Source organism: Erwinia sp. AC075, from assembly GCF_979253995.1.
The window spans coordinates 264,741-286,824 of sequence record NZ_CEEDEU010000001.1 but is presented as its reverse complement, the minus strand read 5'-3'; the positions used below and the strand labels follow the sequence as shown (position 1 = coordinate 286,824).

Annotated in this window: 20 protein-coding genes; 10 read left to right on the top strand and 10 right to left on the bottom strand. The window is 57.5% G+C overall.

Annotation, left to right across the window (positions count from 1 at the left end):
- Positions 1–30 precede the first annotated feature (30 nt).
- Entirely contained in the window at positions 31–1,464 is a 1,434-nt protein-coding gene (gene pdxR / locus AC0IXH_RS01460; protein WP_471719837.1) for a MocR-like pyridoxine biosynthesis transcription factor PdxR, read from the top strand.
- Here pdxR and AC0IXH_RS01455 read toward each other — a convergent pair.
- The gene (locus tag AC0IXH_RS01455; RefSeq protein WP_346566486.1) at positions 1,458–2,633 is read right to left on the bottom strand and encodes an MFS transporter; all 1,176 of its coding nucleotides are present in this window, start codon (positions 2,631–2,633) and stop codon (positions 1,458–1,460) included. The genes pdxR and AC0IXH_RS01455 overlap by 7 nt on opposite strands.
- Positions 2,634–3,263: 630 nt before the next feature.
- Here AC0IXH_RS01455 and AC0IXH_RS01450 point away from each other — a divergent pair.
- The 7 genes from AC0IXH_RS01450 to AC0IXH_RS01420 all read left to right on the top strand — a co-directional run bounded on the left by AC0IXH_RS01450 (position 3,264) and on the right by AC0IXH_RS01420 (position 10,455).
- The gene (locus tag AC0IXH_RS01450; RefSeq protein WP_013203136.1) at positions 3,264–4,250 is read left to right on the top strand and encodes an autoinducer 2 ABC transporter substrate-binding protein; all 987 of its coding nucleotides are present in this window, start codon (positions 3,264–3,266) and stop codon (positions 4,248–4,250) included.
- 78 nt (positions 4,251–4,328) lie between these two features.
- Positions 4,329–5,822, top strand: coding sequence for a sugar ABC transporter ATP-binding protein (locus tag AC0IXH_RS01445; protein ID WP_013203137.1), 1,494 nt, complete (start codon positions 4,329–4,331; stop codon positions 5,820–5,822).
- Positions 5,815–6,801, top strand: a complete 987-nt coding sequence (locus tag AC0IXH_RS01440) for an ABC transporter permease (protein ID WP_013203138.1) — start codon at positions 5,815–5,817, stop codon at positions 6,799–6,801. Before AC0IXH_RS01445 ends, AC0IXH_RS01440 begins: the two co-directional genes overlap by 8 nt.
- A 1-nt stretch (position 6,802) precedes the next feature.
- Positions 6,803–7,756 (top strand): ABC transporter permease, encoded by a 954-nt coding sequence (locus tag AC0IXH_RS01435; protein ID WP_013203139.1) that lies wholly within the window; start codon positions 6,803–6,805, stop codon positions 7,754–7,756.
- 15 nt (positions 7,757–7,771) lie between these two features.
- Positions 7,772–9,406 (top strand): FGGY-family carbohydrate kinase, encoded by a 1,635-nt coding sequence (locus tag AC0IXH_RS01430; protein WP_013203140.1) that lies wholly within the window; start codon positions 7,772–7,774, stop codon positions 9,404–9,406.
- Complete coding sequence (locus AC0IXH_RS01425; protein WP_471719836.1) at positions 9,406–10,011, top strand: SIS domain-containing protein; 606 nt, start codon at positions 9,406–9,408, stop codon at positions 10,009–10,011. The genes AC0IXH_RS01430 and AC0IXH_RS01425 overlap by 1 nt, the downstream gene beginning before the upstream one ends.
- A 72-nt stretch (positions 10,012–10,083) precedes the next feature.
- Positions 10,084–10,455, top strand: a complete 372-nt coding sequence (locus AC0IXH_RS01420; RefSeq protein WP_471719835.1) for an MmcQ/YjbR family DNA-binding protein — start codon at positions 10,084–10,086, stop codon at positions 10,453–10,455.
- Between the two features lie 37 nt (positions 10,456–10,492).
- Here AC0IXH_RS01420 and fabB read toward each other — a convergent pair whose 3' ends face one another.
- The gene (gene fabB / locus AC0IXH_RS01415; protein WP_013203143.1) at positions 10,493–11,716 is read right to left on the bottom strand and encodes a beta-ketoacyl-ACP synthase I; all 1,224 of its coding nucleotides are present in this window, start codon (positions 11,714–11,716) and stop codon (positions 10,493–10,495) included.
- A 157-nt stretch (positions 11,717–11,873) separates the two neighbouring features.
- Between fabB and mnmC the strand changes: the two genes are divergently transcribed.
- Entirely contained in the window at positions 11,874–13,883 is a 2,010-nt protein-coding gene (gene mnmC / locus AC0IXH_RS01410) for a bifunctional tRNA (5-methylaminomethyl-2-thiouridine)(34)-methyltransferase MnmC2/FAD-dependent 5-carboxymethylaminomethyl-2-thiouridine(34) oxidoreductase MnmC1 (RefSeq protein ID WP_471719834.1), read from the top strand.
- A gap of 40 nt (positions 13,884–13,923) precedes the next feature.
- Here the strand turns inward: mnmC and AC0IXH_RS01405 are convergent, their stop codons facing one another.
- From AC0IXH_RS01405 to prmB, 6 genes are read right to left on the bottom strand one after another with little or no spacing between them, the layout of a single operon-like run.
- Positions 13,924–14,205: a YfcL family protein gene (locus tag AC0IXH_RS01405; RefSeq protein ID WP_013203145.1), complete on the bottom strand. Its 282-nt coding sequence runs from the start codon at positions 14,203–14,205 to the stop codon at positions 13,924–13,926.
- Between the two features lie 30 nt (positions 14,206–14,235).
- Positions 14,236–14,781, bottom strand: coding sequence for an elongation factor P hydroxylase (locus AC0IXH_RS01400; RefSeq protein WP_471719833.1), 546 nt, complete (start codon positions 14,779–14,781; stop codon positions 14,236–14,238).
- A gap of 11 nt (positions 14,782–14,792) precedes the next feature.
- The gene (locus AC0IXH_RS01395; RefSeq protein WP_053144349.1) at positions 14,793–15,596 is read right to left on the bottom strand and encodes a sulfite exporter TauE/SafE family protein; all 804 of its coding nucleotides are present in this window, start codon (positions 15,594–15,596) and stop codon (positions 14,793–14,795) included.
- A gap of 9 nt (positions 15,597–15,605) precedes the next feature.
- Positions 15,606–16,430, bottom strand: coding sequence for a penicillin-insensitive murein endopeptidase (gene mepA / locus AC0IXH_RS01390; RefSeq protein WP_471719832.1), 825 nt, complete (start codon positions 16,428–16,430; stop codon positions 15,606–15,608).
- Positions 16,431–16,434: 4 nt separating this feature from the next.
- Positions 16,435–17,520 (bottom strand): chorismate synthase, encoded by a 1,086-nt coding sequence (gene aroC, locus AC0IXH_RS01385; protein WP_471719831.1) that lies wholly within the window; start codon positions 17,518–17,520, stop codon positions 16,435–16,437.
- A 24-nt stretch (positions 17,521–17,544) separates the two neighbouring features.
- Complete coding sequence (gene prmB, locus AC0IXH_RS01380) at positions 17,545–18,477, bottom strand: 50S ribosomal protein L3 N(5)-glutamine methyltransferase (RefSeq protein WP_013203150.1); 933 nt, start codon at positions 18,475–18,477, stop codon at positions 17,545–17,547.
- A gap of 188 nt (positions 18,478–18,665) precedes the next feature.
- Between prmB and smrB the strand changes: the two genes are divergently transcribed.
- Positions 18,666–19,217, top strand: a complete 552-nt coding sequence (smrB, locus tag AC0IXH_RS01375; RefSeq protein WP_013203152.1) for an endonuclease SmrB — start codon at positions 18,666–18,668, stop codon at positions 19,215–19,217.
- Between the two features lie 36 nt (positions 19,218–19,253).
- On the opposite strand, the gene sixA is transcribed toward smrB, so the two are convergent.
- Together sixA and fadJ are read right to left on the bottom strand one after the other, a co-directional pair.
- On the bottom strand, positions 19,254–19,736 hold the full coding sequence (sixA, locus tag AC0IXH_RS01370; RefSeq protein ID WP_013203153.1) for a phosphohistidine phosphatase SixA: 483 nt from the start codon (positions 19,734–19,736) through the stop codon (positions 19,254–19,256).
- Positions 19,737–19,906: 170 nt separating this feature from the next.
- Positions 19,907–22,081, bottom strand: coding sequence for a fatty acid oxidation complex subunit alpha FadJ (gene fadJ / locus AC0IXH_RS01365; RefSeq protein ID WP_471721106.1), 2,175 nt, complete (start codon positions 22,079–22,081; stop codon positions 19,907–19,909).
- Positions 22,082–22,084: the final 3 nt, after the last annotated feature.

Sequence of the window (22,084 nt, the reverse complement as noted above, 5' to 3'; positions counted from 1 at the left end):
TACCCATTCAGAGGAGAGGATAAGACCATTATGCCGCACGCCACGGTTGCCATTATTCAGCTGTTCGACTCGCTACAGGCCCAGTCCAAACGGGAAAAGCTCTGCACCACCTTGCGCCAGCTGATCCGCAGCGGCATGTTGACCAGTGGCGAGCGCCTGCCTTCCTCACGGCTGCTGGCCAGTGATTTGGCGCTGTCCAGAATCACGGTCGAGGCGGCTTACGCGCAGCTTGAAAGTGAAGGCTATCTGCAACGCCAGATTGGAAAAGGCACCTTCGTGGCGGTGAGTCTGGCAGACCATCCGCCACGCAAAAAACCGCCTGAGCCGACGGCGGCCACCCTTTCCGCCCGTGGCAACCGCATCGTGGCCACCGGCGGTTGCCAGGATCCGCTGTTTCCGCAGGCGTTTGCCGCCGGTTCCCCTGACCTGCACGCCTTTCCTCATGCCATCTGGCGCAGGCTGGTGGGTCAGCGCCTGCGGCACGCGCCGGAAGAGATGATGCGCTATGGTCATCCGCAGGGTTTGCCGCTGCTGCAGCACGCGGTGGCCCGCTACCTTGCACAGTCACGCGGCGTGCGCTGCGAACCGGAGCAGGTGATGATCCTCACCAGCTCCCAGCAGGCGCTGCAAATGCTGGCGCTGCTATTGTGCGATGCGGGTGATACCGTCTGGCTTGAGGAGCCCGGCTACAGCGGTGCCCGCAATGCTTTTATCAGCGCCGGCGCCAACGTCATCCCGATGCCGCTGGATGAAGAAGGAGCAACGATACCCGATAAAAAAGCCGCCAGGCTGGTGTATCTGACCCCTTCCCATCAGTATCCCACCGGCGTGGCGATGACGCTCCAGCGCCGCCTGCAGTGGCTGGCTTTGGCCCGCCGCGAAGGCTGCTGGTTGCTGGAAGACGATTACGACAGTGAATTTTATTACCAGGATCAGCCGATGCCCGCGCTACAAGGGCTGGATGACAGCAATCGGGTGCTGTATCTCGGCACCTTCTCTAAAGTGCTGTTCCCTTCACTGCGGCTGGCGTATCTGGTGGTGCCGCCTTCGCTGGTTGATCCGCTGTCTAAGCTGCGCAGCGTGATGGACGGTCACAGTGCCCAACTGATGCAGGCCGTCACCGCCGATTTTATCAATAACGGCCATTTTCAGGCGCACCTGCGGCTGATGCGCAAGCTCTACGCCAGCCGCAGAGCATTATTACTGGAGCAATTAGCCAGCAAGCTGGGCGATAACCTGGTGCCGCTAAGCCACAGCAGCGGGCTGCAGCTGGCGGTGACGCTGCCAAAAGGCGGAGAAGCGCGATTGACTGAGGAGGCGTTGCAACGGGGGATAATCCTGCCGCGCCTGTCGCCGTTATATTCTGGAGATGCGCAGCAGGAAGGATGGATATTAGGCTTCTCTGCTCTGCAACGGGCAGAGATTATTCAGGCGGTCGAGAAACTGGCGAAGCTGCGTTATTGATGGCGGGCAAAGTTCAGCGTTACTGCAATGCCCAATACCGCGCAGATGGCGCCGGCCAGATACACCGAGCCGTAGCCCATCGAGGTGGCCAGCAGACCGGTTAACGGGCCGCTGGCACCGTAAGCGATATCCTGAAAGGCTGAGAATCCTCCCAGCGCCGTGCCGCGCACCTGTGGCGCGACGCGCTTGACCACCTCCACGCCCAGTGAAGGGAACACCAACGAGCAGCCGCTACCGGTCAGCGCCGCACCCAGCAACGCCATCCACGCCGAGGTGGATAAGCCCAGCACCAGCAGGCCAACCGCTTCCACCGTCAGTGAAATCAGCGCCACTTTCAAACCGCCGAGACGGTCCGGCATCCAGCCAAACAGAATGCGCACCAGTACGAACGAAAGACCAAATGCAGTCAGGGCAAAACCGGCGTTCCCCCACTGCTGGCTGGCGAAATAGAGAGAGGTGAAGGTGCCGATCACCGCAAAGCCCACGCCCTGCAACGCCAGCCCAAAACCTGGAGAGAGGATCTGCCCCACCACCGTCCACAACGAAGGACGCTCGCCGCCGTGGGTGGGCACCGGCTTGACCCAAACATTAAACAGCAGCGCGACAACGGGCAGGATCATGGTGGCAATGCCCATCGCCATAAAGCCCCATTTGTCATGCAGCATCAAACCCAACGGGGCGCCCGCCGCCAGCGCGCCATAGATGGCCATGCCATTCCACGACATCACCTGGCCGGAACGTTTCGGACCAACCAGCCCCATTCCCCAGGTCAGGTTGCCGGTCAGCAGCTGACTTTCTCCAAAGCCCAGCAGTAAACGCCCTACCACCAGCAGCGCAAACTTGCCCATCACCGGTAACGGCAGCACCGCCGCCAGCACATACGCCAGTCCGACCAGCGTACAGGCGAGCATGCCCTGTAACACCGAGCGTTTGGCACCGCGCTGATCCGCCAGCCTGCCGGCATAGCCGCGCGTCAGTAAGGTCGCAAAAAACTGGATACCGACCGCGACCCCGACCATCACGTTATTCAATCCCAGCTCCTGATGCACAAACAGCGGGATCACCGGCAAGGCGAGGCCGGCGGTCAGATAGGTGAGGAATACGGCAAAAGAGATGCTCGCCAGCGAGGTGGTTGGCTTGGCTGAGCGTTCAGAAAGTGTTGTCGACATGGGTGTCCTTGTTTTACGTAAGGGCTCGCCGGTTCAGACGCGCCCAAAAGTGCCATTGCCGGAGCAATGCCAGGGGCGCGTTGTTTGACGTTAGACGCTTACGCAACATCGTGGCGACGTTGAGGGGAATAATCTTGAGTGGAAAGTGTGGAGGAAAGTCCGCCAACCGTCAACGTTTGTAAACGGGGCGCCTGTAAGCAAATTACGTCGGAAATTACCGGGAAATTGGGCCAGTCTCGGGCTTGTTTACCCTTCAACTGCGAAGAAACTCACAATTCCTGCATATCAAATGCGCACGGGCGTCAACAGTTGGCCATTTTTGAATCAGACCGTTAGCCTTGCCAGCAAATTGTTAATGAAAAGATATCAAATCACCTGAATTTAACAAAATAAAAACATTATTTTGGCGTATAAATCCAATATTTATAATTAACTAACAATTATTTAACTATATTTACGCTAAATTTTAACTAAAAAAGTCAGCGATCACACTTCACTCAGCTGGCTGCCAGAGTCCTGAAAATTGCTTGCTATCTTGCTCCGGTGGCTAACGCCATATCTGACCACTATAAGCTCGCGCCTGGCGGGTAACTAAAGCGGAGAGTCCGCGCCCTACAATAAGGTATTGCTATGAAATTCAACGTCGCATTACTCAATGCATGTGTGGTTTCTGCCTGCATGCTGTTTACAACACCCTCCTTCTCAGCTGAAAAACATGATATCGCTGTGGTGGCGAAAGTCACCGGCATTCCCTGGTTTACCCGCATGGAAGTGGGCGTGAAAGAAGCCGCCACCAAGCTTGACGTCAATGCCTATCAGGTCGGCGGTTCAACGCCCGATCCGGCGCAGCAGGTGAAGGTGATTGAAGATCTGATCGCCAAAAAAGTCGATGCCATTATCGTGGTGCCAAACGATGCCAAGGTGCTGGAGCCGGTGCTGAAGAAGGCCCGCGATCAGGGCATCGTGGTGTTGACCCATGAATCCCCGGATCAGCCGATTGGTCAGTGGGATGTGGAAACCATCGACAGCCAGAAATATGCCGAAAAGAACATGGATGAGCTGGCCAGTGCGATGGGCGGCAAAGGCGGTTACGCGATTTATGTCGGATCGCTGACCGTGCCACTGCATAACGCCTGGGCTGACGCCGCCATCAAATACCAGAAACAGAAATACCCGGATATGCATGAAGTCACTTCCCGCCTGCCTGTGGCGGAGAGTATTGATAAATCCTACGCCACCACCCTCGATCTGATGCGCACCTACCCTGACCTGAAAGGGATCATCGGCTTTGGCTCGCTCGGCCCGATTGGTGCCGGTCAGGCGGTGAAAAGCAAACGGGCGAAAAACAAAATTGCCGTAGTGGGTATCGCGATGCCAGCGCAGGCCGCGCCGTACCTGGCGTCTGGCGACATCAAAAAAGCGCTGCTGTGGGACCCGAAAGATGCCGGCTTTGCGCTGGTGAGTCTGGCCGACCAGATTCTGGATGGCAAGCAGGTCACGCCTGACCTGACTATCGATGGCCTCGGTAAAGCCGATGTGGATATGAAAACCCATGTGATCCGCTTCAACCGCATTCTGGAAGTGACCAAAGATAACGCCAAAACGCTCGGATTCTGATGGCTGGGCCCGGCCGGTCACATCGGTGACCGGCAAGCGGGCCGCCTGCGGCTACAGTCCCTACGGTGAGTAAATTCTATGTCGCAAACCTTTCTCTCTCTCGACCATATCAGCAAATCCTTTCCTGGCGTTCAGGCGCTGGATAACATCAGCCTGACGCTGAATAAGGGCGAAGTACACTGCCTGGCCGGACAAAACGGCTGCGGGAAAAGCACGCTGATTAAAGTGATTTCCGGGGTGTATCAGCCCGATAAAGGCTCGCACATTGGCATCAATGGCAAGCTGTTCAACCATCTCAGCCCTTCCCTGTCGGCCTTTTACGGGGTGCAGGTGATTTATCAGGATCTGTCGCTGTTTCCCAATCTGACGGTGGCAGAGAATATCGCCGTGCATCGCTATCTGCCCGGCGGTGGCTTCTGGGTAAAAAGAGCGGCAATGCGCAAACTGGCGGTCGATACCCTGCAACGCATTGGTGTGACGCTGGATCCGGACCGCAAAGTCGAAAAGCTGTCGATTGCCGATCGCCAGTTAGTGGCTATCTGTCGCGCGCTGGCCGCGGATGCCAGCCTGGTGATCATGGATGAACCCACCGCTTCCCTGACCCGCCATGAAGTCAATGGCCTGCTGCGGGTGGTCAACGAGCTGAAAGCCGCCGGGATTTGCGTGGTGTTTGTCAGCCACAAGCTGGACGAAGTCATGGAAGTGGCGGACCGCATCAGCGTGATGCGCGACGGCAAACTGGTGGGAACCTTCCCGGCCAGCGAGCTGAACAGCGACGAACTGGCGTTCCTGATGACCGGGCAACGCTTTGCCTTCAGCCATCTGCCTGAACGGGCCGATAAAAGCGAAACGCCCCTGCTGGAAGTGCGCAACCTGTCGCGCAAAGGCCAGTATCAGTCGATCAATCTGAGCCTGCGCCGGGGTGAGATTACCTCAATTGTTGGCCTGCTCGGGGCCGGACGCACCGAGCTGTGCCTGTCCCTGTTTGGCATGACCCAGCCAGACAGTGGTGAAATCTGCGTTGAGGGCCAGCCGGTCAGCCTGCGCAGCAACCGGGATGCGATCCGCCACGGTATTGCCTATGTTTCCGAAGATCGGCAAACCCAGGGGCTGGTGATGCAGCAATCTATTTTCGACAACATGCTGGTGCCGATTTTTAACCGGCTGCATAACCGTGCCGGGCTGATGGACCAGAAAAAGGCCCGTCATCAGGTCGCCACCCTGATCCGCGAACTGAATATCAAGGTGTCGGACAGCCAGCTGCCGGTGCAAACCCTGTCCGGCGGCAATGCGCAGCGCGTGGCCATCGCCAAATGGGTGGCGACCCATCCGAAAGTGCTGATCCTTGACTCGCCCACCGTCGGCGTCGATATCGCCAATAAAGAAGGGATCTACCGGATTGCCCGCGATCTTGCCGAATCCGGCATGGCCGTGTTGATGATTTGCGATGAGATCCCGGAAGCGTATTACAACAGCCATCGCGTACTGGTGATGCGGAAAGGCGAACTGGTCGCCAGTTTTGCGCCGCACCAGTGCCAGGAAGACGAGATTGCCGGGGTGGTCAATGAATAACAAATTACGACATCTGATCGGCCACCATGAGTTCTGGCTGGGGATGCTGATCCTGCTGCTGGCTGCGGGCCTCAGCCTGCGCTCCAGCGAGTTTTTAACGCTCGGTAACCTGACCGATGTCGCCACCAGCTATGCCATCCTCGGTATTCTGGCCTGCGGCCTGTTTGTGGTGCTGATCGCCGGCGGGATCGACATTTCCTTCCCGGCCATGACCGCGATTGCGCAGTACGCAATGGCCAGTACCCTGCTGGCGCACGGCGGCAACTTCGTGACGATCTTCGCGATTGCCATGGGGTGCGGGCTGCTGCTGGGGCTGATCAATGGCGCGCTGGTCTACTTCTTACGCGTCCCGGCGATCATCATCACTATTGCCACGCTCAACCTGTTCTATGGCCTGCTGGTGTGGTTTACCGATGGCACCTGGCTGTACGGTTTCCCCGAGTGGTTTATGAACGGCATCAACTGGTTCTCTTTCACGGCCGCCGATGGCTATGAATACGGGCTGACGCTGCCGCTTTTATGCCTGCTGGCGGTGTTTGTGCTGACCGGCGTGCTGATGCGCTATACCCGGCTGGGACGGCAGATTTATGCGATGGGCGGCAACCGCGAATCCGCTTCCCGGCTGGGCATGAACCTGCTGACGCTGCACTTTTACGTCTACGGCTATATGGGACTGCTGGCCGGTGTTGCCGCCATCGTTCAGGCGCAGACCACCCAGTCAGTCGCGCCCAATTCGCTGGTCGGCTATGAACTCACGGTGCTGGCCGCCGTGGTTCTCGGCGGCACCAGCATGACCGGCGGCCGCGGCTCCTTATTCGGCACGCTGCTGGGGGTGCTGCTGTTGGCCTTCCTGCAAAATGGCCTGACGCTGCTCGCCGTCTCCTCTTACTGGCATATGGTGTTTAGCGGGCTGATTATTCTGGTCAGCATCAGCGCCACCGCGTGGAATGAAAAACGCAAACTGGCGAAGGGGATGTGAAATGAACGCCATAATCAAAATCCTTCCGGGCGACCGGATTATTCGCCTGCAGCTGCTGATGATTGTCATTGTGCTGGCGCTGTTCTCGCTGACGCTGGGTGGACGGTTCTTCAGCGCGGGCAACTTTCAGTCGATTGCCACCCAGCTGCCCGTTTTAGGCTTACTGGCGCTGGGCATGGGGCTGACCATGCTGACCGGCGGCATCAACCTGTCGATTATCGCCAGCGCCAACGCCTGTTCCCTGCTGATGGGCGCGATCATCGTTGCCCATCCGGGCCAGCCGCTGTTTCTGCTGCTGGCGCTCATCGCCGGTGCGCTGCTGGCGGTGCTGATCGGCACGCTGAATGGTCTGCTGATCGCGGTGATTGGGGTGTCGCCGATACTCGCCACGCTCGGCACCATGACGCTGATCGCCGGGTTGAATATCCTGCTCTCCAACGGCGCGGTGATTTCCGGCTTCCCACCGCTGATTCAGTTCCTCGGCAATGGCGAGGTGTTTGGCGTGCCTTTTGCCCTGCTGCTGTTCCTGCTGGTGGCCTTTGCGCTATGGGTTCTGCTGGAGCAGACCACGCTGGGCCGCAGCATTTATCTGCTGGGATCTAACGAACAGGCCACCCGCTTCAGCGGCATCAACACCGCGCGGGTGCAAATCACGGTGTATATCTTCTCTGCCCTGCTGAGCTGGGGCGCGGCGCTGCTGATGATGTCGATGTTCAACTCGGCGAAGGCAGGCTACGGCGAGTCCTGGCTGCTGGTGACCATTCTGGCCTCGGTGCTGGGTGGGGTAAATCCCGACGGCGGATTTGGCCGGGTGATTGGCATGGTGCTGGCGCTGATCGTCTTACAAATGCTGGAAAGCGGGCTCAATCTGCTGGGCGTGAGCAGCTATCTGACGATGGCGCTCTGGGGCGGTGTGCTTATCCTGTTTATTGCGTTACAGAATCGCAGAACCTGACGGTCGAGGCTAACAATGACAAGTTATTATCTGGGTGTGGATGTAGGGACCGGCAGCGCACGTGCGGGAATTTTCGACCTTAAGGGCCGGATGATGGGCCAGGCCAGCCGGGAAATTGCGCTGTATCGCCCGCAGGCCGATTTTGTCGAGCAGTCGTCAGACAATATCTGGCAGGCGGTGTGCCAGGCGGTGCGCGATGCCGTCAATCAAAGCAACATCAATCCGGTACAGATTAAAGGCATCGGCTTTGATGCCACCTGTTCACTGGTGGTGCTGGATAAAGAAGGCAAACCGCTGACGGTCAGTCCGTCGGGCCGCAGCGAGCAGAATATTATCGTGTGGATGGATCACCGCGCCATTTCGCAGGCCGAGCGCATCAACGCCACCCAGCACCGGGTGCTGGACTATGTTGGTGGGGTGATCTCACCCGAAATGCAGACGCCAAAGCTGCTGTGGCTGAAACAGCATATGCCCAACAGCTGGCAGAATATCGGCCATTTATTTGACCTGCCCGACTTCCTCACCTGGCGGGCCACCCAGGATGAAACGCGTTCGTTGTGCTCGCTGGTGTGCAAATGGACTTATATGGGCCATGAGAACCGCTGGGATGAGAGCTATTTCCGCCAGATTGGGCTGGAAGATTTGCTCGAGCATGACGCGGCGAAAATTGGCCGCGATGTAAAAACCATGGGTGAACCGTTGGGGCACGGCCTGACGCAGCGAGCCGCCAGCGAAATGGGCCTGCTGCCCGGCACGGCGGTGAGCGTATCGATCATTGATGCCCATGCGGGCAGCCTCGGCACGCTGGGTGCGGCGGGCGCGTCCGGGGAACATGCTGACTTTGACCGGCGCATCGCGCTGATAGGCGGCACCTCCACCGGCCATATGGCCATTTCGAAAGAGCCGCGCTTTATTAAAGGCGTCTGGGGCCCCTACTTCTCCGCCATTCTGCCCGACTTATGGCTGAACGAAGGCGGCCAGTCGGCCACCGGCGCGCTGATTGACCATATGATCCAGTCTCACCCCTGCTATGCCACGCTGCGCGATCAGGGAAAGGCTCAGGGCAAAACCATCTATGAAGTCCTTAACGACCTGCTGCGCAAAATGGCCGGCGAGCCCGAAAAGATTGCCTTTCTGACCCGCGATATCCATATGCTGCCCTATTTTCACGGTAACCGCTCACCGCGCGCGAACCCGAATCTGACCGGCATCCTCACCGGGCTGAAACTCTCGCGCACGCCGGAAGATATGGCGCTGCACTATCTGGCGACCATTCAGGCGATTGCGCTGGGTGCCCGCCATATCATCGAAACCATGAACCAGACCGGCTACAGCATCGATACCATTATGGCCAGCGGTGGCGGCACCAAGAATCCGATCTTCGTGCAGGAACATGCTAACGCCACCGGCTGTGCGATGCTGCTACCGGAAGAGAGTGAAGCGATGCTGTTGGGCAGCGCGATGATGGGCACCGTGGCCGCCGGGGTGTATGAATCCCTGCCGGAAGCGATGAATGCCATGAGCCGCATCGGTAAAACCGTCACGCCGCAAACCAATGAGATCAAACATTACTACGATCGCAAATACCAGGTATTCCGCGAGATGTATCACGACCATATGAAGTATCGCCAGATGATGCAGGAGGCCTGATGGAGCACATCGACGCCTGGTCACAGGCCACCTCTGGCTGGCAGACCTATCGCGATGCGCTAACCACGCTGGAAAGCCAACTCGACCGTCAGCAATGGCTGGCGGTACTCAGTACGCTGGCCCGCTGCGAGGGGAAAATTGCGGTCACCGGGATTGGCACCTCGGGCATTGCCGCCAGAAAGATCGCCCATATGCTTTCCTGCGTAGAGCGTCCCGCCACCTGGCTTAGCGCTGCCGATGCGGCGCACGGTGACATCGGTTTTCTGCGCGCCAGCGACGTGCTGATTATGCTGTCGCGCGGCGGCAATTCCGATGAGTTAACCCGCTTATTGCCGACGGTAAAAAGCAAAGGCTGCACGCTGGTAAGCGTCACTGAAAACGCCGGATCGGCGATTGCTCAGGCAGCCGATCGGCTGTTGCTGATGCCTGAAACTCAGGAGATTGATCCGCTCAATATGCTGGCCACCACCTCGATTATCAGCGTGCTGGCGGTGTTTGACGCGATGATAGCAGTGTTAATGACGCAAAGTGGCTACAGCCGGGAAACGCTGCTGGCGGTTCATCCTGCGGGAAATGTTGGCAAGGTGCTGCGGGAGAAAGAATAAAATCGGGGGGTGAGCCGGAGGGTCCGGTTATGCTAGCCTGCTGGACAGAAATCCCCGCGATGGAGCCATACAATGGACGGAAAACAGATTCATCAGCTGGCGGCCGACGTCGCCCGGACCCTGCCTGCAGCCGAGCTTTGCTACCCGTTTGGCCCGGAATATGAGGTGTTTAAGGTGCGCGGCAAGATGTTCGCTTTACTGGCACAGGTTCGCGGCGAGCGGATTGTGAATCTGAAATGCGATCCCGAAAACGCACTGTTACAACGGGCGATCTACGACAGCATTCATGCGGCTTACCATATGAATAAACGTCACTGGATCTCGATTTATCCCGGCGAACAAATTAGTGAAGGCCTGGTACGGCAGCTGGTAGAGGAATCTTACGATTTGGTGGTTGCCGGCTTGCCGAAGCGATTGAGGCCGATGGAACAGAGAGAACGCTGAAGGGAAAGACAGGGGGCGACATTTCGCCCCCTGAAACTTAGTCGAGCTTACGCATCACCAGGGTGGCGTTAGTCCCGCCGAAGCCAAAGCTGTTAGACATAACGGTCTTCAGCTTCTGCTCGGTTGGCTTGGTCACGATGTTCAGACCTTTCGCCGCGGGGTCCAGCTCATCAATGTTGATGCTTGGCGCGATAAAGCCATGTTCCAGCATCAGCAGAGAGTAAATGGCTTCCTGCACGCCGGCGGCACCCAGAGAGTGACCGGTCATTGCTTTGGTCGCGGACATGGCAGGCATGTTCTCGCTAAACACTTCACAGATTGCGCCCAGTTCCTTTACATCGCCCACTGGCGTAGAGGTACCGTGGGTGTTCAGGTAGTCGATTGGGGTATCCACATCGGCCATTGCCAGACGCATACAGCGCATTGCGCCTTCGCCTGATGGGGCAACCATGTCAGCACCGTCAGAAGTCGCGCCGTAGCCAACCACTTCTGCATAGATGTGAGCACCGCGAGCCAGCGCGTGTTCCAGTTCTTCAACCACCACCATACCGCCGCCGCCAGCGATAACGAAGCCGTCACGGCTGGTATCGTAAGTACGGGAGGCTTTTTCTGGGGTTTCGTTGTACTTGGTGGACAGTGCGCCCATCGCGTCGAACTCACAGGACATTTCCCAGCACAGCTCTTCGCCGCCGCCAGCAAAGACCACATCCTGTTTGCCCAGCTGGATCTGCTCAACCGCGTTACCGATACAGTGAGCGGAAGTGGCACAAGCGGAGCTGATGGAGTAGTTCACACCGTGAATTTTGAACGGTGTTGCCAGGCAGGCAGAAACGCCGGACGCCATGGCTTTGGTCACCATATAAGGACCCACGCCACGCAGGCCTTTCGCACGCATACCATCAACGCTGGCAGCCTGGTTGTAAGGGGAACCGCCACCGGAACCGGCAACCAGACCCACACGTGGGTTGTTCTGGTACTGCTCGGCGGTCAGGCCGGAATCTTTCACCGCTTCCAGCATGGAGATGTAAGCATAAATGGACGCATCGCTCATGAAACGCAATACTTTGCGATCGATGAGAGCTGAGATTTCGTCTTTAGACAGTTTGACGTTACCCCAGACGTGACTACGCATGCCGGAATCTTTCAGCTCCTGGGAGAAGGTGATGCCTGAGCGACCCTCACGCAGAGATGCCAAAACTTCCTCTTGGTTATTACCAATGCTGGAAACGATACCCAAGCCAGTAATCACTGCACGTTTCATTCAATACCTCATTCACTACTTATATTAGGATTCGACAGGCACTTTAGCTTACAGTTGTACGCCGAACAAGTCCGATCAGCGCTTAACTTTTGTAAATTTGCGTGGGCCAGCTCACACCGTTACAATCGCGGCACCGCCTGATAACCGAGCTTCCCCCTTGAAAACGACCCCGATCGAGTATGCCGAATTAAGCTGGAATGAACAGGGTACACCTGTATCCCGAGCGTTTGGCGACGTCTACTTCTCCAATGAAAATGGTCTGGAAGAGACCCGCCATGTGTTCCTCGGTGGCAACCAAATACCCGATCGATTTGCTCAACATTCGCGCGATTTATTTATCGTTGCTGAGACAGGTTTTGGGACTGGTCTGAACTTTTTGACCCTTTGGCAGGCGTTCGATCGCTTCCGGGAAGCGCATCCCGAGGCTAAATTACAGCGTTTACACTTCATCAGCAGTGAGAAATATCCTTTAAACGTGACAGATCTCGCCAGCTCGCTGGCCGTCTGGCCTGAACTGGCCGACTACGCGGCGGAACTTTGCCAACAGTGGCCGCAAGCGTTGCCAGGCTGTCACCGTTTGCTGTTGGACGGCGGCCGCATCACGCTGGATCTGTGGTTTGGCGATATTAACCAGCTGATCCACACTTTTGATGACAGCCTGCAGCATCAGGTCGATGCCTGGTTCCTGGATGGCTTCGCGCCGTCTAAAAATCCCGATATGTGGACGCCAGAACTGTTTGCCTGCATGGCGAAACTGGCCCGCCAGGGCGGCACCTTAGCCACCTTTACCGCCGCAGGATTTGTTCGTCGCGGTCTGAGAGATGCGGGATTTAACGTTATTCGCAGCAAAGGCTTTGGCCCGAAACGCGAAATGCTTTGCGGTTCAATGGACGCGTTAACGTCCCCTCAGGCAAACATGCCGTGGTACGCGCGTCCGGCTGCTGAAGGCGATGATATCGCCATTATTGGCGGCGGCATTGCCAGCGCGCTGCTGGCGCTGGCGCTGTTACGTCGCGGCAAAAAGGTCACCCTATACTGCGCGGATGCCAGGGCCGCCGAAGGCGCGTCCGGGAATCGTCAGGGCGCGCTCTATCCCCTGCTCAATCAGCACGATCCGGCATTAGCCACCTTCTTCCCACTGGCGTTCACCTTTGCCCGCCGGCTTTACGACAGCCTGCCGGTCGCTTTTGATCATGACTGGTGCGGCGTCACGCAGCTGGGTTGGGATGAAAAAAGCCGCGAGAAGATCGCCAAACTGCTGAGCATGGGCTTGCCTGAAGAGATCGCCCGCGAAGTATCGCAGGCCGAAGCGGAAGCCTTGTGTGGCGTGGAAACAGGCTGCGGCGGAATAAGCTACCCGCTGGGCGGCTGGCTCTCTCCGGGGCAACTGACCCCGGCGCTGTTTGAACTGGCTATGCAGCAAGGATTGCAGATCCACTGGCAGCATACGCTAACGGAAATGCGGTCCGAGGCGGATGGCTGGCAGTTACAGTTCCATGACCAGCCTGCTAAGCCACACCGCAACGTGGTGCTGGCCACCGGCCACACCCTGGCGTCCTTTGCCCAGAGCGAAATGCTGCCCGCTTACGCCGTTAGCGGCCAGGTCAGCCATATTCCCACCACGCCTGGGTTAAGCCCGCTAAAGCAGGTGCTGTGTTATGACGGTTACCTGACGCCGGCAAACCCGCACAATCAGCATCACTGTATTGGTGCCAGTTATCATCGCGCGGACACCTCAACCGACTACCGTGAAGAGGACCAGCAGGAAAACCGCGAAAGGCTGATCCGCTGCCTGCCACAGGCAGACTGGCCGAAAGAAGTCGACGTCAGCGCCGGTGAATCCCGCAGTGGCGTGCGGTGCGCCTCTCGCGACCATTTGCCGATGTTTGGTCCCCTGCCCGATTATCAGCAAACGCTGGAACAGTATGCCGATCTGTCACAGCATAAAGAGACCGCACAGGCAGCGCCGGTGCATAAAGGCTTGTTTGTGTTGGGTGCGTTAGGTTCACGCGGGTTGTGCAGCGGTCCGTTGGGCGCAGAAGTGCTGGCGGCAGAACTCTGTGGCGAGCCGATCCCGCTGGATGCCGACACGCTGGCAGCGATGCATCCGAATCGTTACTGGGTAAGGAAATTACTGAAAGGGAAAGCGATTAAAACGGCGTTCTGACAGGAGAATTAAGCCAGGCGGCACGGTGGCCGCCTGGTTTTCAGGAAGGTTTGCGCGCTTGCAGGAACAGATTGTCCCACATGCCAATCACCAGCGCCTGATCGCGCGGAGAAAGTTCACCGGCCTGGATGGCGTTCTGCAGACTTCTCTGCACCTGAATCTGTAATGCTTCAGGAGTATGCTCGCCGGAGAGTTCAATCTCAGCCACGGCCAGCGTCAGATGCCCACGCAGATAACCACTGGCAAACAGCTCGTCGTCACTGGCGCTTTCCACCATGTCGTCGATCAGGGCCAGAATACGCGCCTCAAATTCATCGATCATAAAATTCCTTATTCGTTCCTGTCCCCACGATCACAGGTCTTCTGGCCAGGGAAACTGTGCCGCCGTCAGCGGGGGCGTTGAGTAATACGAGCAGAGTTCAGCAATCAATCGGGCTGGACGAGCAGGAAGGCCCTGTTCCAGATGCGTCATGACCTGAGCATGGACTTTGCGCTGAAACGCGATGCGATCCGGCTCACAATCTCCGTTGAGATTGTCACAACTTACATTGAAGGGAAACCCTGCCGCAACACAAAACATCCACTCCAGCGATTGCGGTTTCACTTCTACCGTTTCGAATTGGTTCTGCGTCATGGCATCACGGCCATCCGGGCAATACCAGTAGCCAAAATCAACCTGTTTGCGGCGTTCAGCACCGGCAATGCACCAGTGCGAGATTTCATGCAGCGCGCTGGCGTAATAGCCGTGAGCAAACACCACGCGGTGATAATTCACGTCGTCATCAGCAGGAAGATAGATCGGTTCGTCATCGCCTTTAATCAGGCGTGTCTGAAAATCGGCAAAAAAGCAGCGGTCATAAATTTCAATCAGCTGCGTGTAGTGGTGGCTATCGTTCATTCTTTCTTTTCTCAACCCAACAGATGGTGACACCAGGCCGCAATCGCCGCGCCATGACTGTCGTAAAGCAGTTTTGCACTCATCACAGCAGACACGATCACCACCATCGGGCGGATCAACGTTTGCCCACGGCTTAACACCATGCGTGCACCTAACCGGGCACCACAGATGGCGCCCACCAGCATCACCAGTCCGGTTCCCCACACCACTTTGCCGCCAAACATAAAGAACAGCAGGCCACCAAAATTGGAGGTGAAGTTCAGCACTTTGGCATGAGCCGTGGATTTGGCGAGGTTATAGCCGCACAGGGTGACGAAAGCCAGCGCGTAAAAAGAGCCCGCGCCGGGACCAAAAAAGCCGTCATAAAAGCCGACGCAACCACCGGCCACCAGCGCAAACGGCAAGCCGTGCAGGCGACGCTGGCGATCTTCTTCGCCAATTTTCGGCAGCAGCAGGAAGTACAGCCCGATAGCGATCAGCAGGATCGGCAGAACCTGCCGCAGCAGTTCGGCCTGCAAATGCTGGATCAGAATGGCACCGGTCACTGCACCCAGAAACGTCATGCAGATATTCAGCCGCTGCTCGCGCAGATTGACCGCGCCACGACGGACAAAATAGAGGCTTGCCGAGAACGAGCCACCAACTGACTGCAATTTATTGGTGGCAATCGCCTGCGCGGGAGAGAGACCCACGGACATCAGCGCCGGCACGGTTAACAGCCCGCCGCCACCGGCAATCGAATCGATAAACCCGGCCAGCATGGCGACAAAGAACAGCAGCCCAACAAACAGTGGGCTGACGACGAACCAATCCATCTTCGATCCCTAAAGCAAATGTTTATCCAGTAACGCCTGACAGGATGGCGGTAACGGCGGCGGCTCGCGCTTCACTGGCACGCCACTGCCCGGTTTGGCTGGCAGGAACCAGCTTTGCAGCTCGGCACCACAGCCATCGCCGGCCGGCGGGGCAGGCTGATCCTGACACTGCATGCTGCCCGGCGGGCAACGCAAACGCACATGCATATGCGCGCGGTGACCAAACCATGGACGCACTTTGCGTAACCAGTCCCGATCGGCACCGGCATCGGCACACAGCTGCTTTTTAATCGCCGGATTGACGAAGATGCGCGTCACATCATCATCTTTCGCCGCCAGTTTAATCAGGCTGTCGATTTCCGGCTGCCAGTGGCGCGCGACCACGTTTTTACCGTCCGCCGCCACCAAATCCAGGGGCTGAGGCTTTAACAGCATCGCTGAGGACCAGCGCGATTTAGGCAGCTGTAGCCAGATATCTACATCCAGTCCCGACTGATGGCTGGCGTGACCGCTGCTGAAGCGCCCACCGGCGGCCATGCCCATGTCGCCAATCAACACTTCGCCGAGCTGCAGATTATGCACCTGCGTACTCAGACGCTGAATAAACATGATCAGATCCGGGTGGCCGAAGTAGCGACGCTGATCCTGGCGCATCACCTGATAGTCAGGCGCATCCAGCGGCAGTTGTTCTGCGCCAACGATACAGCCATTAGCAAACTGACCAATCGACTGCGGCGTGCCGCTAATCGGTTGGCGGATCGATTGCCAGGGCGTTGCCGCCAGTGAGGAAGCACTTATCAGCAGCGCACCAAGCGCCATCAGCGTCTTTTTCATTCGGTTACCAGCAAGGAATGTCCGTGTGCACATCAGCGTTCTGAGCACGCTGACGCAGTAAGTGATCCATCAGCACGATCGCCATCATCGCTTCCGCGATCGGCACCGCGCGGATCCCCACGCAGGGATCGTGGCGGCCTTTGGTGATCATCTCGACTTCTTCACCGAAGCGGTTGATGGTTTTGCCCGGCACGGTAATGCTCGAGGTTGGCTTCATGGCGATGTTGGCCAGAATCGGCTGACCGCTGCTGATGCCGCCTAAAATGCCGCCAGCGTGGTTGCTCTGGAAGCCATCCGCGCGAATTTCGTCACGGTGCTGGCTGCCGCGCTGGTTAACCACCGCAAAGCCGTCACCAATCTCAACGCCTTTCACCGCATTGATGCTCATCAACGCATGCGCCAGGTCCGCATCCAGACGATCGAAAACCGGTTCGCCAAGGCCAACCGGGACGTTTTCGGCCATCACCGACACTTTCGCACCAATCGAGTCACCCGCTTTCTTCAGCCCGCGCATCAGTTCGTCCAGCGCCTCCAGCTTCGAGGGATCCGGGCAGAAGAACGGGTTCTGTTCAACCTGATCCCAGTCCTTCAGCTCACAGGCCACATCGCCAATCTGCGCCAGGAAACCGCGGACTTTGATGCCGTGCTTCAGTGCCAGATACTTTTTGGCAATGGCGCCAGCGGCAACGCGCATCGCGGTTTCACGGGCCGACGAACGGCCACCGCCACGATAGTCGCGCAGGCCATATTTCTGCTCGTAGGTGTAGTCAGCATGGCCGGGACGGAACACGTCTTTGATCTCACTGTAATCCTGAGAACGCTGGTCGGTGTTCTCAATCAACAGCCCGATGCTGGTGCCGGTGGTCACACCTTCAAACACGCCGGAGAGGATTTTGACCTGATCCGGTTCGCGACGTTGGGTGGTGTAACGTGACGTACCAGGACGACGGCGATCCAGATCGTGCTGCAGATCGGCTTCGGTCAGCGGAATGCCGGGCGGCACGCCGTCTACAATACAGCCCAGCGCCAGTCCATGAGACTCACCGAAGGTGGTGACGCGAAACAGTTGCCCAATAGTGTTACCAGCCATGATGACCTCTTTTATTGTTCTTTATTAATCTTTGAAAATGCCAAAGTGGTGCTGCGCATCGACGATCTGCTGACGCGTCAGCATAAAGACGCCGTCGCCGCCGTTGGCAAACTCCAGCCAGGTAAACGGCACGTCAGGGTACTGGTCAATCATGTGCACCATGCTGTTGCCCACTTCACAAATCAGCACGCCCTGCTCGCTCAGGTAATCTGGCGCGTTAGCCAGGATACGGCGCGCCAGCTTCAGACCATCACGTCCGGCAGCCAGGCCCAGTTCAGGCTCATGGCGGTATTCGTTTGGCAAATCGTCCATGTCGTCTTCATCCACGTACGGCGGATTGGTGACGATCAGGTCGTAAGGGGTTTTTGGCAGTTCGCGGAACAGATCGGCGCGGATCGGCGTGACGCTGTGGGTCAGGCCATGCGCTTCAATATTCTGCTCGGTCACCGCCAGCGCGTCAGTGGAGATGTCGACCGCATCCACCTCGGCGTCCGGGAAGGCATAGGCACAGGCAATGGCGATACAGCCGCTGCCGGTACACATATCCAGAATATATTTCGGCTCATCCGGGATCAGCGCCGCAAAGCGATCGTTGATCAGCTCGCCGATGGGCGAACGCGGCACCAGCACGCGTTCATCGACATAGAACTCGTGTCCGCAGAACCAGGCTTTGTTGGTCAGGTAGGAGACCGGAATACGTTCGTTGATGCGGCGGATCACGCGCTCGACAATGCGATGACGCTCGCTGGATGTCAGCCGTGCGCTGCGCATGTCTTCCGGGATATCCAGCGGCAGATATAACGTGGGCAACACCAGCTGAACCGCTTCGTCCCAGGGATTATCGGTGCCGTGACCATACCAGAGCTCGGCGGCGGAAAAACGGCTTACCGTCCAGCGCAGCATATCCTGAATGGTGTGCAGCTCACTGACTGCCTCATCGACGAAAATTTTGTCCAAAGTGCCCTCCACAGGCCTTACTAAAACTCGGCAGCTAGTTTGCCATGAAGCGGGCCATAATTCAGCGCGGCGGTGTGAAAAAGCTGACATTTGTTTTTTGCCGCCACAACTCAGGGTAGACTGTCAGCATTTCCTGAAGACGACGTTCCGCGCCGTTTTGCCTTATAAAGCCGGACAATGAGAACCTGATGAGTAAAAAACAGCCCCTCAGCGCCGAAGATCAGGCGTTGTTTCGCGGATTAATGACCGGCACCCGAAAGCTGGCGCAGGACACCATTGTCCACAAACCGCAGAAGAAAAACCTCGCGGTGGTTCCGCAGAAAAAGCTGATTTCTGAGCAGATGGATGCCAGTCACTATTTTTCCGATGAATTCCAGCCTTTGCTGGCCGAGGAAGGCCCCACGCGATACGTGCGCAGTGATGTCAGCCATTACGAGCTGAAAAAGCTGAGGCGTGGCGATTACACGCCGGAAATTTTTCTGGATTTGCATGGGCTTACGCAACGGCAGGCCAAGGAAGAGCTGGGTGCGTTGATTGCAGCGTGCCGACGTGAGCACATTTTTTGCGCCAGCGTGATGCACGGCCACGGCAAGCATGTATTGAAGCAGCAGTCGCCGCTGTGGCTGGCACAGCATCCGATGGTGATGGCATTTCATCAGGCGCCCAAGCTGTTCGGCGGCGATGCCGCGCTGCTGGTGCTGATTGAGGTGGAAGAGTGGATGCCGCCAGAATTACCTTAAGACGGCGTCAGGGCCAGATCGCCTGGCCCTGTAACATCACATCGCTTTCGCCAGTTTGGAAGGACTGACCTGCCACTCCAGCTTACCGGTGCCGTTGTCAGCATCGTAGTCGATACGGGCAATGGCCGAGGTCGCGAACATCGGCGGCGATTCCTGCGGGCAGAGCTCAGACACCAGGTAGCCCACCAACGGCAGGTGGGAAATCACTAATACAGATTTCACCCCTTCTTTCGCCAGCACTTGCAGGTAACTGGCCACCATCGCGGGATCGCCGCCAGGCGTCAGTTCAGGCAAGACCTCCTGCCCCTCCGGCAGGATCAGTGCTTCACGCACCGTAGCCAGCGTCTGTTCAGCACGCAGGTACGGGCTGACTAACACACGTTCAATATCTACTGTCTGGCCATTAAGCCATTTCGCCATCTGGCGTGATTCATCACATCCGCAATGAGTCAGAGGTCGTACAGAATCACTAGCCGCATCTAATGCCGCATCGCCGTGACGCATAATGAAAACTTGCATAATGCACCGCTGTTGTTAAACGTAAACGCCGGAAAACACAGCTTCCCGACTCTTCATTCAGTGAATGAACGCTGTGTTGTACCCTAATGCCTTGAGTATAGTCAACCGATTGTTTATTAAATGAGCGCTTTCCAGAACAGTGCTAAAGCGCCCCTGTTTTGCGGTAAAATCTAACCCCCTGAATCGGCATGGCTATTCGATTTTTCCGCCGTTTTGTAAAAACGTTCGCCGCTGGCGGCCCGTCGCTTCAGCGCCTCGCACGGGGCAAAACGTTCGCCGTGTGACTGCATCAGCCGCTCTAATGTGTTGACCACGTCCGCCGCCCCAAGACGATCCATATAGCGGAACGGGCCGCCGAGGAACGGCGGGAAACCGATGCCAAACACCGCGCCAATATCGCCATCGCGGGCGGAATGAATCACGCCTTCGTCGAGGGTTCTCGCGGCTTCGTTCAGCATCATCATCACACAGCGCTCAGCGACAGAATCGGCGCTGAGATGGCTTTTAGGGTTCAGCGTAAGCAGTTTATAAATACTCTCATCAACCGACTTTTTACGGCTGAAGGTTTTACGGTTGTAGAGATAGAAGCCACGTCCATTCTTGCGCCCTTTACGGTCATCATTCAATACCGCGGCAAAGGCGTCCGGCGTGTTAAAGCGCTCGCCCCAGGCCTGTTCCAGCACCGGCATAATGTGCGTGCCGACGTCGATGCCCACTTCATCCAGTAACTGGATTGGCCCGACCGGGAAACCGAACTTCACCAGCGCCCGATCGATGCTGTCGATCGGCTCTCCTTCCAGCAAACAGCGCATGGCTTCAATAATGTACGGCGCCAGGATGCGGTTGACATAAAATCCGGCCCGGTCGGCCACCACAATCGGCGTTTTGCCCTGCTTTTTCGCCAGCGAAACCACGGTGGCGATGGTTTCGGCCGAGGTGGTGGTATGCGGGATCACTTCGACCAACGGCATTTTGTCTACCGGGCTGAAATAGTGCAGGCCGATGACGTTTTCCGGCCGGCTGGCGTTAGCTGCAATATCAGCAATCGGCAGCGAGGAGGTATTGGAGGCAAAAATCGTCTGGCCCGAAGTATTGGCTTCAACCTCTGCCACCATGATTTGCTTCAGCGTCAGGTCTTCGAACACCGCTTCAATGATCACGTCACGATGATGGAAGCCCTGGTAGTCGGTGCCGCCGCCAATCAGGGCCATTTGTTGCTGGCGCTCTGCCGGGCGCAGATGCCGACGCTGCACGCTTTTGCTCAGCAAATCCCAGCTGTATTTCATCGCATGATTAATGCCTTCCGGCTTAATGTCTTTGATGCGCACCGGCAACTTGCCACGCGTTGCGGTGACATAGGCAATGCCGCCGCCCATTAAGCCGCCACCCAGCACGCCAATCGCTTTCAGTTCACGCGGGCTGGCATCCGCACCGCGATCCTTTTTCATCTCGGTGGTGGCGAAGAAAATCGACCGTAACGCCTGTGATTCCGGCGTCATCGCCAGCTCGCCAAAGGCTTTGGCTTCTGCGGCATAGCCGATAATACTGCCCTTCAGCAGGCCGGTTTTCACCACCGACAATATTTTCCGGGTGGCCGGGTAATTGCCTTTGGTTTTGGCTTCCGTCTGTCTGGTCGCCATGGCAAACAGCAACGCGCGCCCTGCCGGAGCATTCAGCAGCCGCTCGCGCAGCGGTAAGGTTTTTCGCGGCTTACGGCCGTTCAGGGCCATCTTCACCGCCGTTTCCAACAGAATAGCCTGCGGCACGGCGTCTTCCACCAGCCCCATTTTGACGGCCTGCTTTGCCCGCAGGGTTTTGCCGGTGAGGATCAGATCCAGCGCTCTCGATGCGCCAATCAGTCGCGGCAGTCGCTGCGTACCGCCGGAGCCCGGCAGCAAACCTAACTGCACTTCTGGCAGCCCGAGCCGGGTTTTATCATCCAGCGAACACACGCGTTGATTGCAGGCCAGTGCCAACTCCAGCCCACCGCCGAGGCAGGCGCCATGAATCGCAGCAACCACTGGCACGGAAAGCGAGGCAATTTCGGCCATCACCTTCTGCCCTTCATGCGCCAGCGCTTCCGCTTCCTGTGCCGTTTTGCAGCGGTCGATCATTGAGATGTCCGCACCGGCAATAAACGAGTCCGGCTTACCGGATATCAGCACCAGTCCCGCGAGGTGCGAATTAGCGCGCGCCTGAGCAATCACCTCCCGGATCTGCCCGGCAAACTCCGCCTTCAGCGTATTCATCTTTTCGCCAGGCACATCAATGGTGATTACCCCGACGTTATCCAGCCGCATCACCAGGCTGAATGCCGAGGCTTTTTCTGGGTTGTGCGTCATCATCGT

Bases quoted from the DNA above. Each gene is read 5' to 3' on its own strand.
- pdxR (WP_471719837.1), top strand. From the start codon at position 31: ATGCCGCACGCCACGGTTGCCATTATTCAGCTGTTCGACTCGCTACAG.
- AC0IXH_RS01455 (WP_346566486.1), bottom strand. From the start codon at position 2,633: ATGTCGACAACACTTTCTGAACGCTCAGCCAAGCCAACCACCTCGCTG.
- AC0IXH_RS01450 (WP_013203136.1), top strand. From the start codon at position 3,264: ATGAAATTCAACGTCGCATTACTCAATGCATGTGTGGTTTCTGCCTGC.
- AC0IXH_RS01445 (WP_013203137.1), top strand. From the start codon at position 4,329: ATGTCGCAAACCTTTCTCTCTCTCGACCATATCAGCAAATCCTTTCCT.
- AC0IXH_RS01440 (WP_013203138.1), top strand. From the start codon at position 5,815: ATGAATAACAAATTACGACATCTGATCGGCCACCATGAGTTCTGGCTG.
- AC0IXH_RS01435 (WP_013203139.1), top strand. From the start codon at position 6,803: ATGAACGCCATAATCAAAATCCTTCCGGGCGACCGGATTATTCGCCTG.
- AC0IXH_RS01430 (WP_013203140.1), top strand. From the start codon at position 7,772: ATGACAAGTTATTATCTGGGTGTGGATGTAGGGACCGGCAGCGCACGT.
- AC0IXH_RS01425 (WP_471719836.1), top strand. From the start codon at position 9,406: ATGGAGCACATCGACGCCTGGTCACAGGCCACCTCTGGCTGGCAGACC.
- AC0IXH_RS01420 (WP_471719835.1), top strand. From the start codon at position 10,084: ATGGACGGAAAACAGATTCATCAGCTGGCGGCCGACGTCGCCCGGACC.
- fabB (WP_013203143.1), bottom strand. From the start codon at position 11,716: ATGAAACGTGCAGTGATTACTGGCTTGGGTATCGTTTCCAGCATTGGT.
- AC0IXH_RS01405 (WP_013203145.1), bottom strand. From the start codon at position 14,205: ATGATCGATGAATTTGAGGCGCGTATTCTGGCCCTGATCGACGACATG.
- AC0IXH_RS01400 (WP_471719833.1), bottom strand. From the start codon at position 14,781: ATGAACGATAGCCACCACTACACGCAGCTGATTGAAATTTATGACCGC.
- AC0IXH_RS01395 (WP_053144349.1), bottom strand. From the start codon at position 15,596: ATGGATTGGTTCGTCGTCAGCCCACTGTTTGTTGGGCTGCTGTTCTTT.
- mepA (WP_471719832.1), bottom strand. From the start codon at position 16,430: ATGAAAAAGACGCTGATGGCGCTTGGTGCGCTGCTGATAAGTGCTTCC.
- aroC (WP_471719831.1), bottom strand. From the start codon at position 17,520: ATGGCTGGTAACACTATTGGGCAACTGTTTCGCGTCACCACCTTCGGT.
- smrB (WP_013203152.1), top strand. From the start codon at position 18,666: ATGAGTAAAAAACAGCCCCTCAGCGCCGAAGATCAGGCGTTGTTTCGC.
- sixA (WP_013203153.1), bottom strand. From the start codon at position 19,736: ATGCAAGTTTTCATTATGCGTCACGGCGATGCGGCATTAGATGCGGCT.
- fadJ (WP_471721106.1), bottom strand. From the start codon at position 22,081: ATGATGACGCACAACCCAGAAAAAGCCTCGGCATTCAGCCTGGTGATG.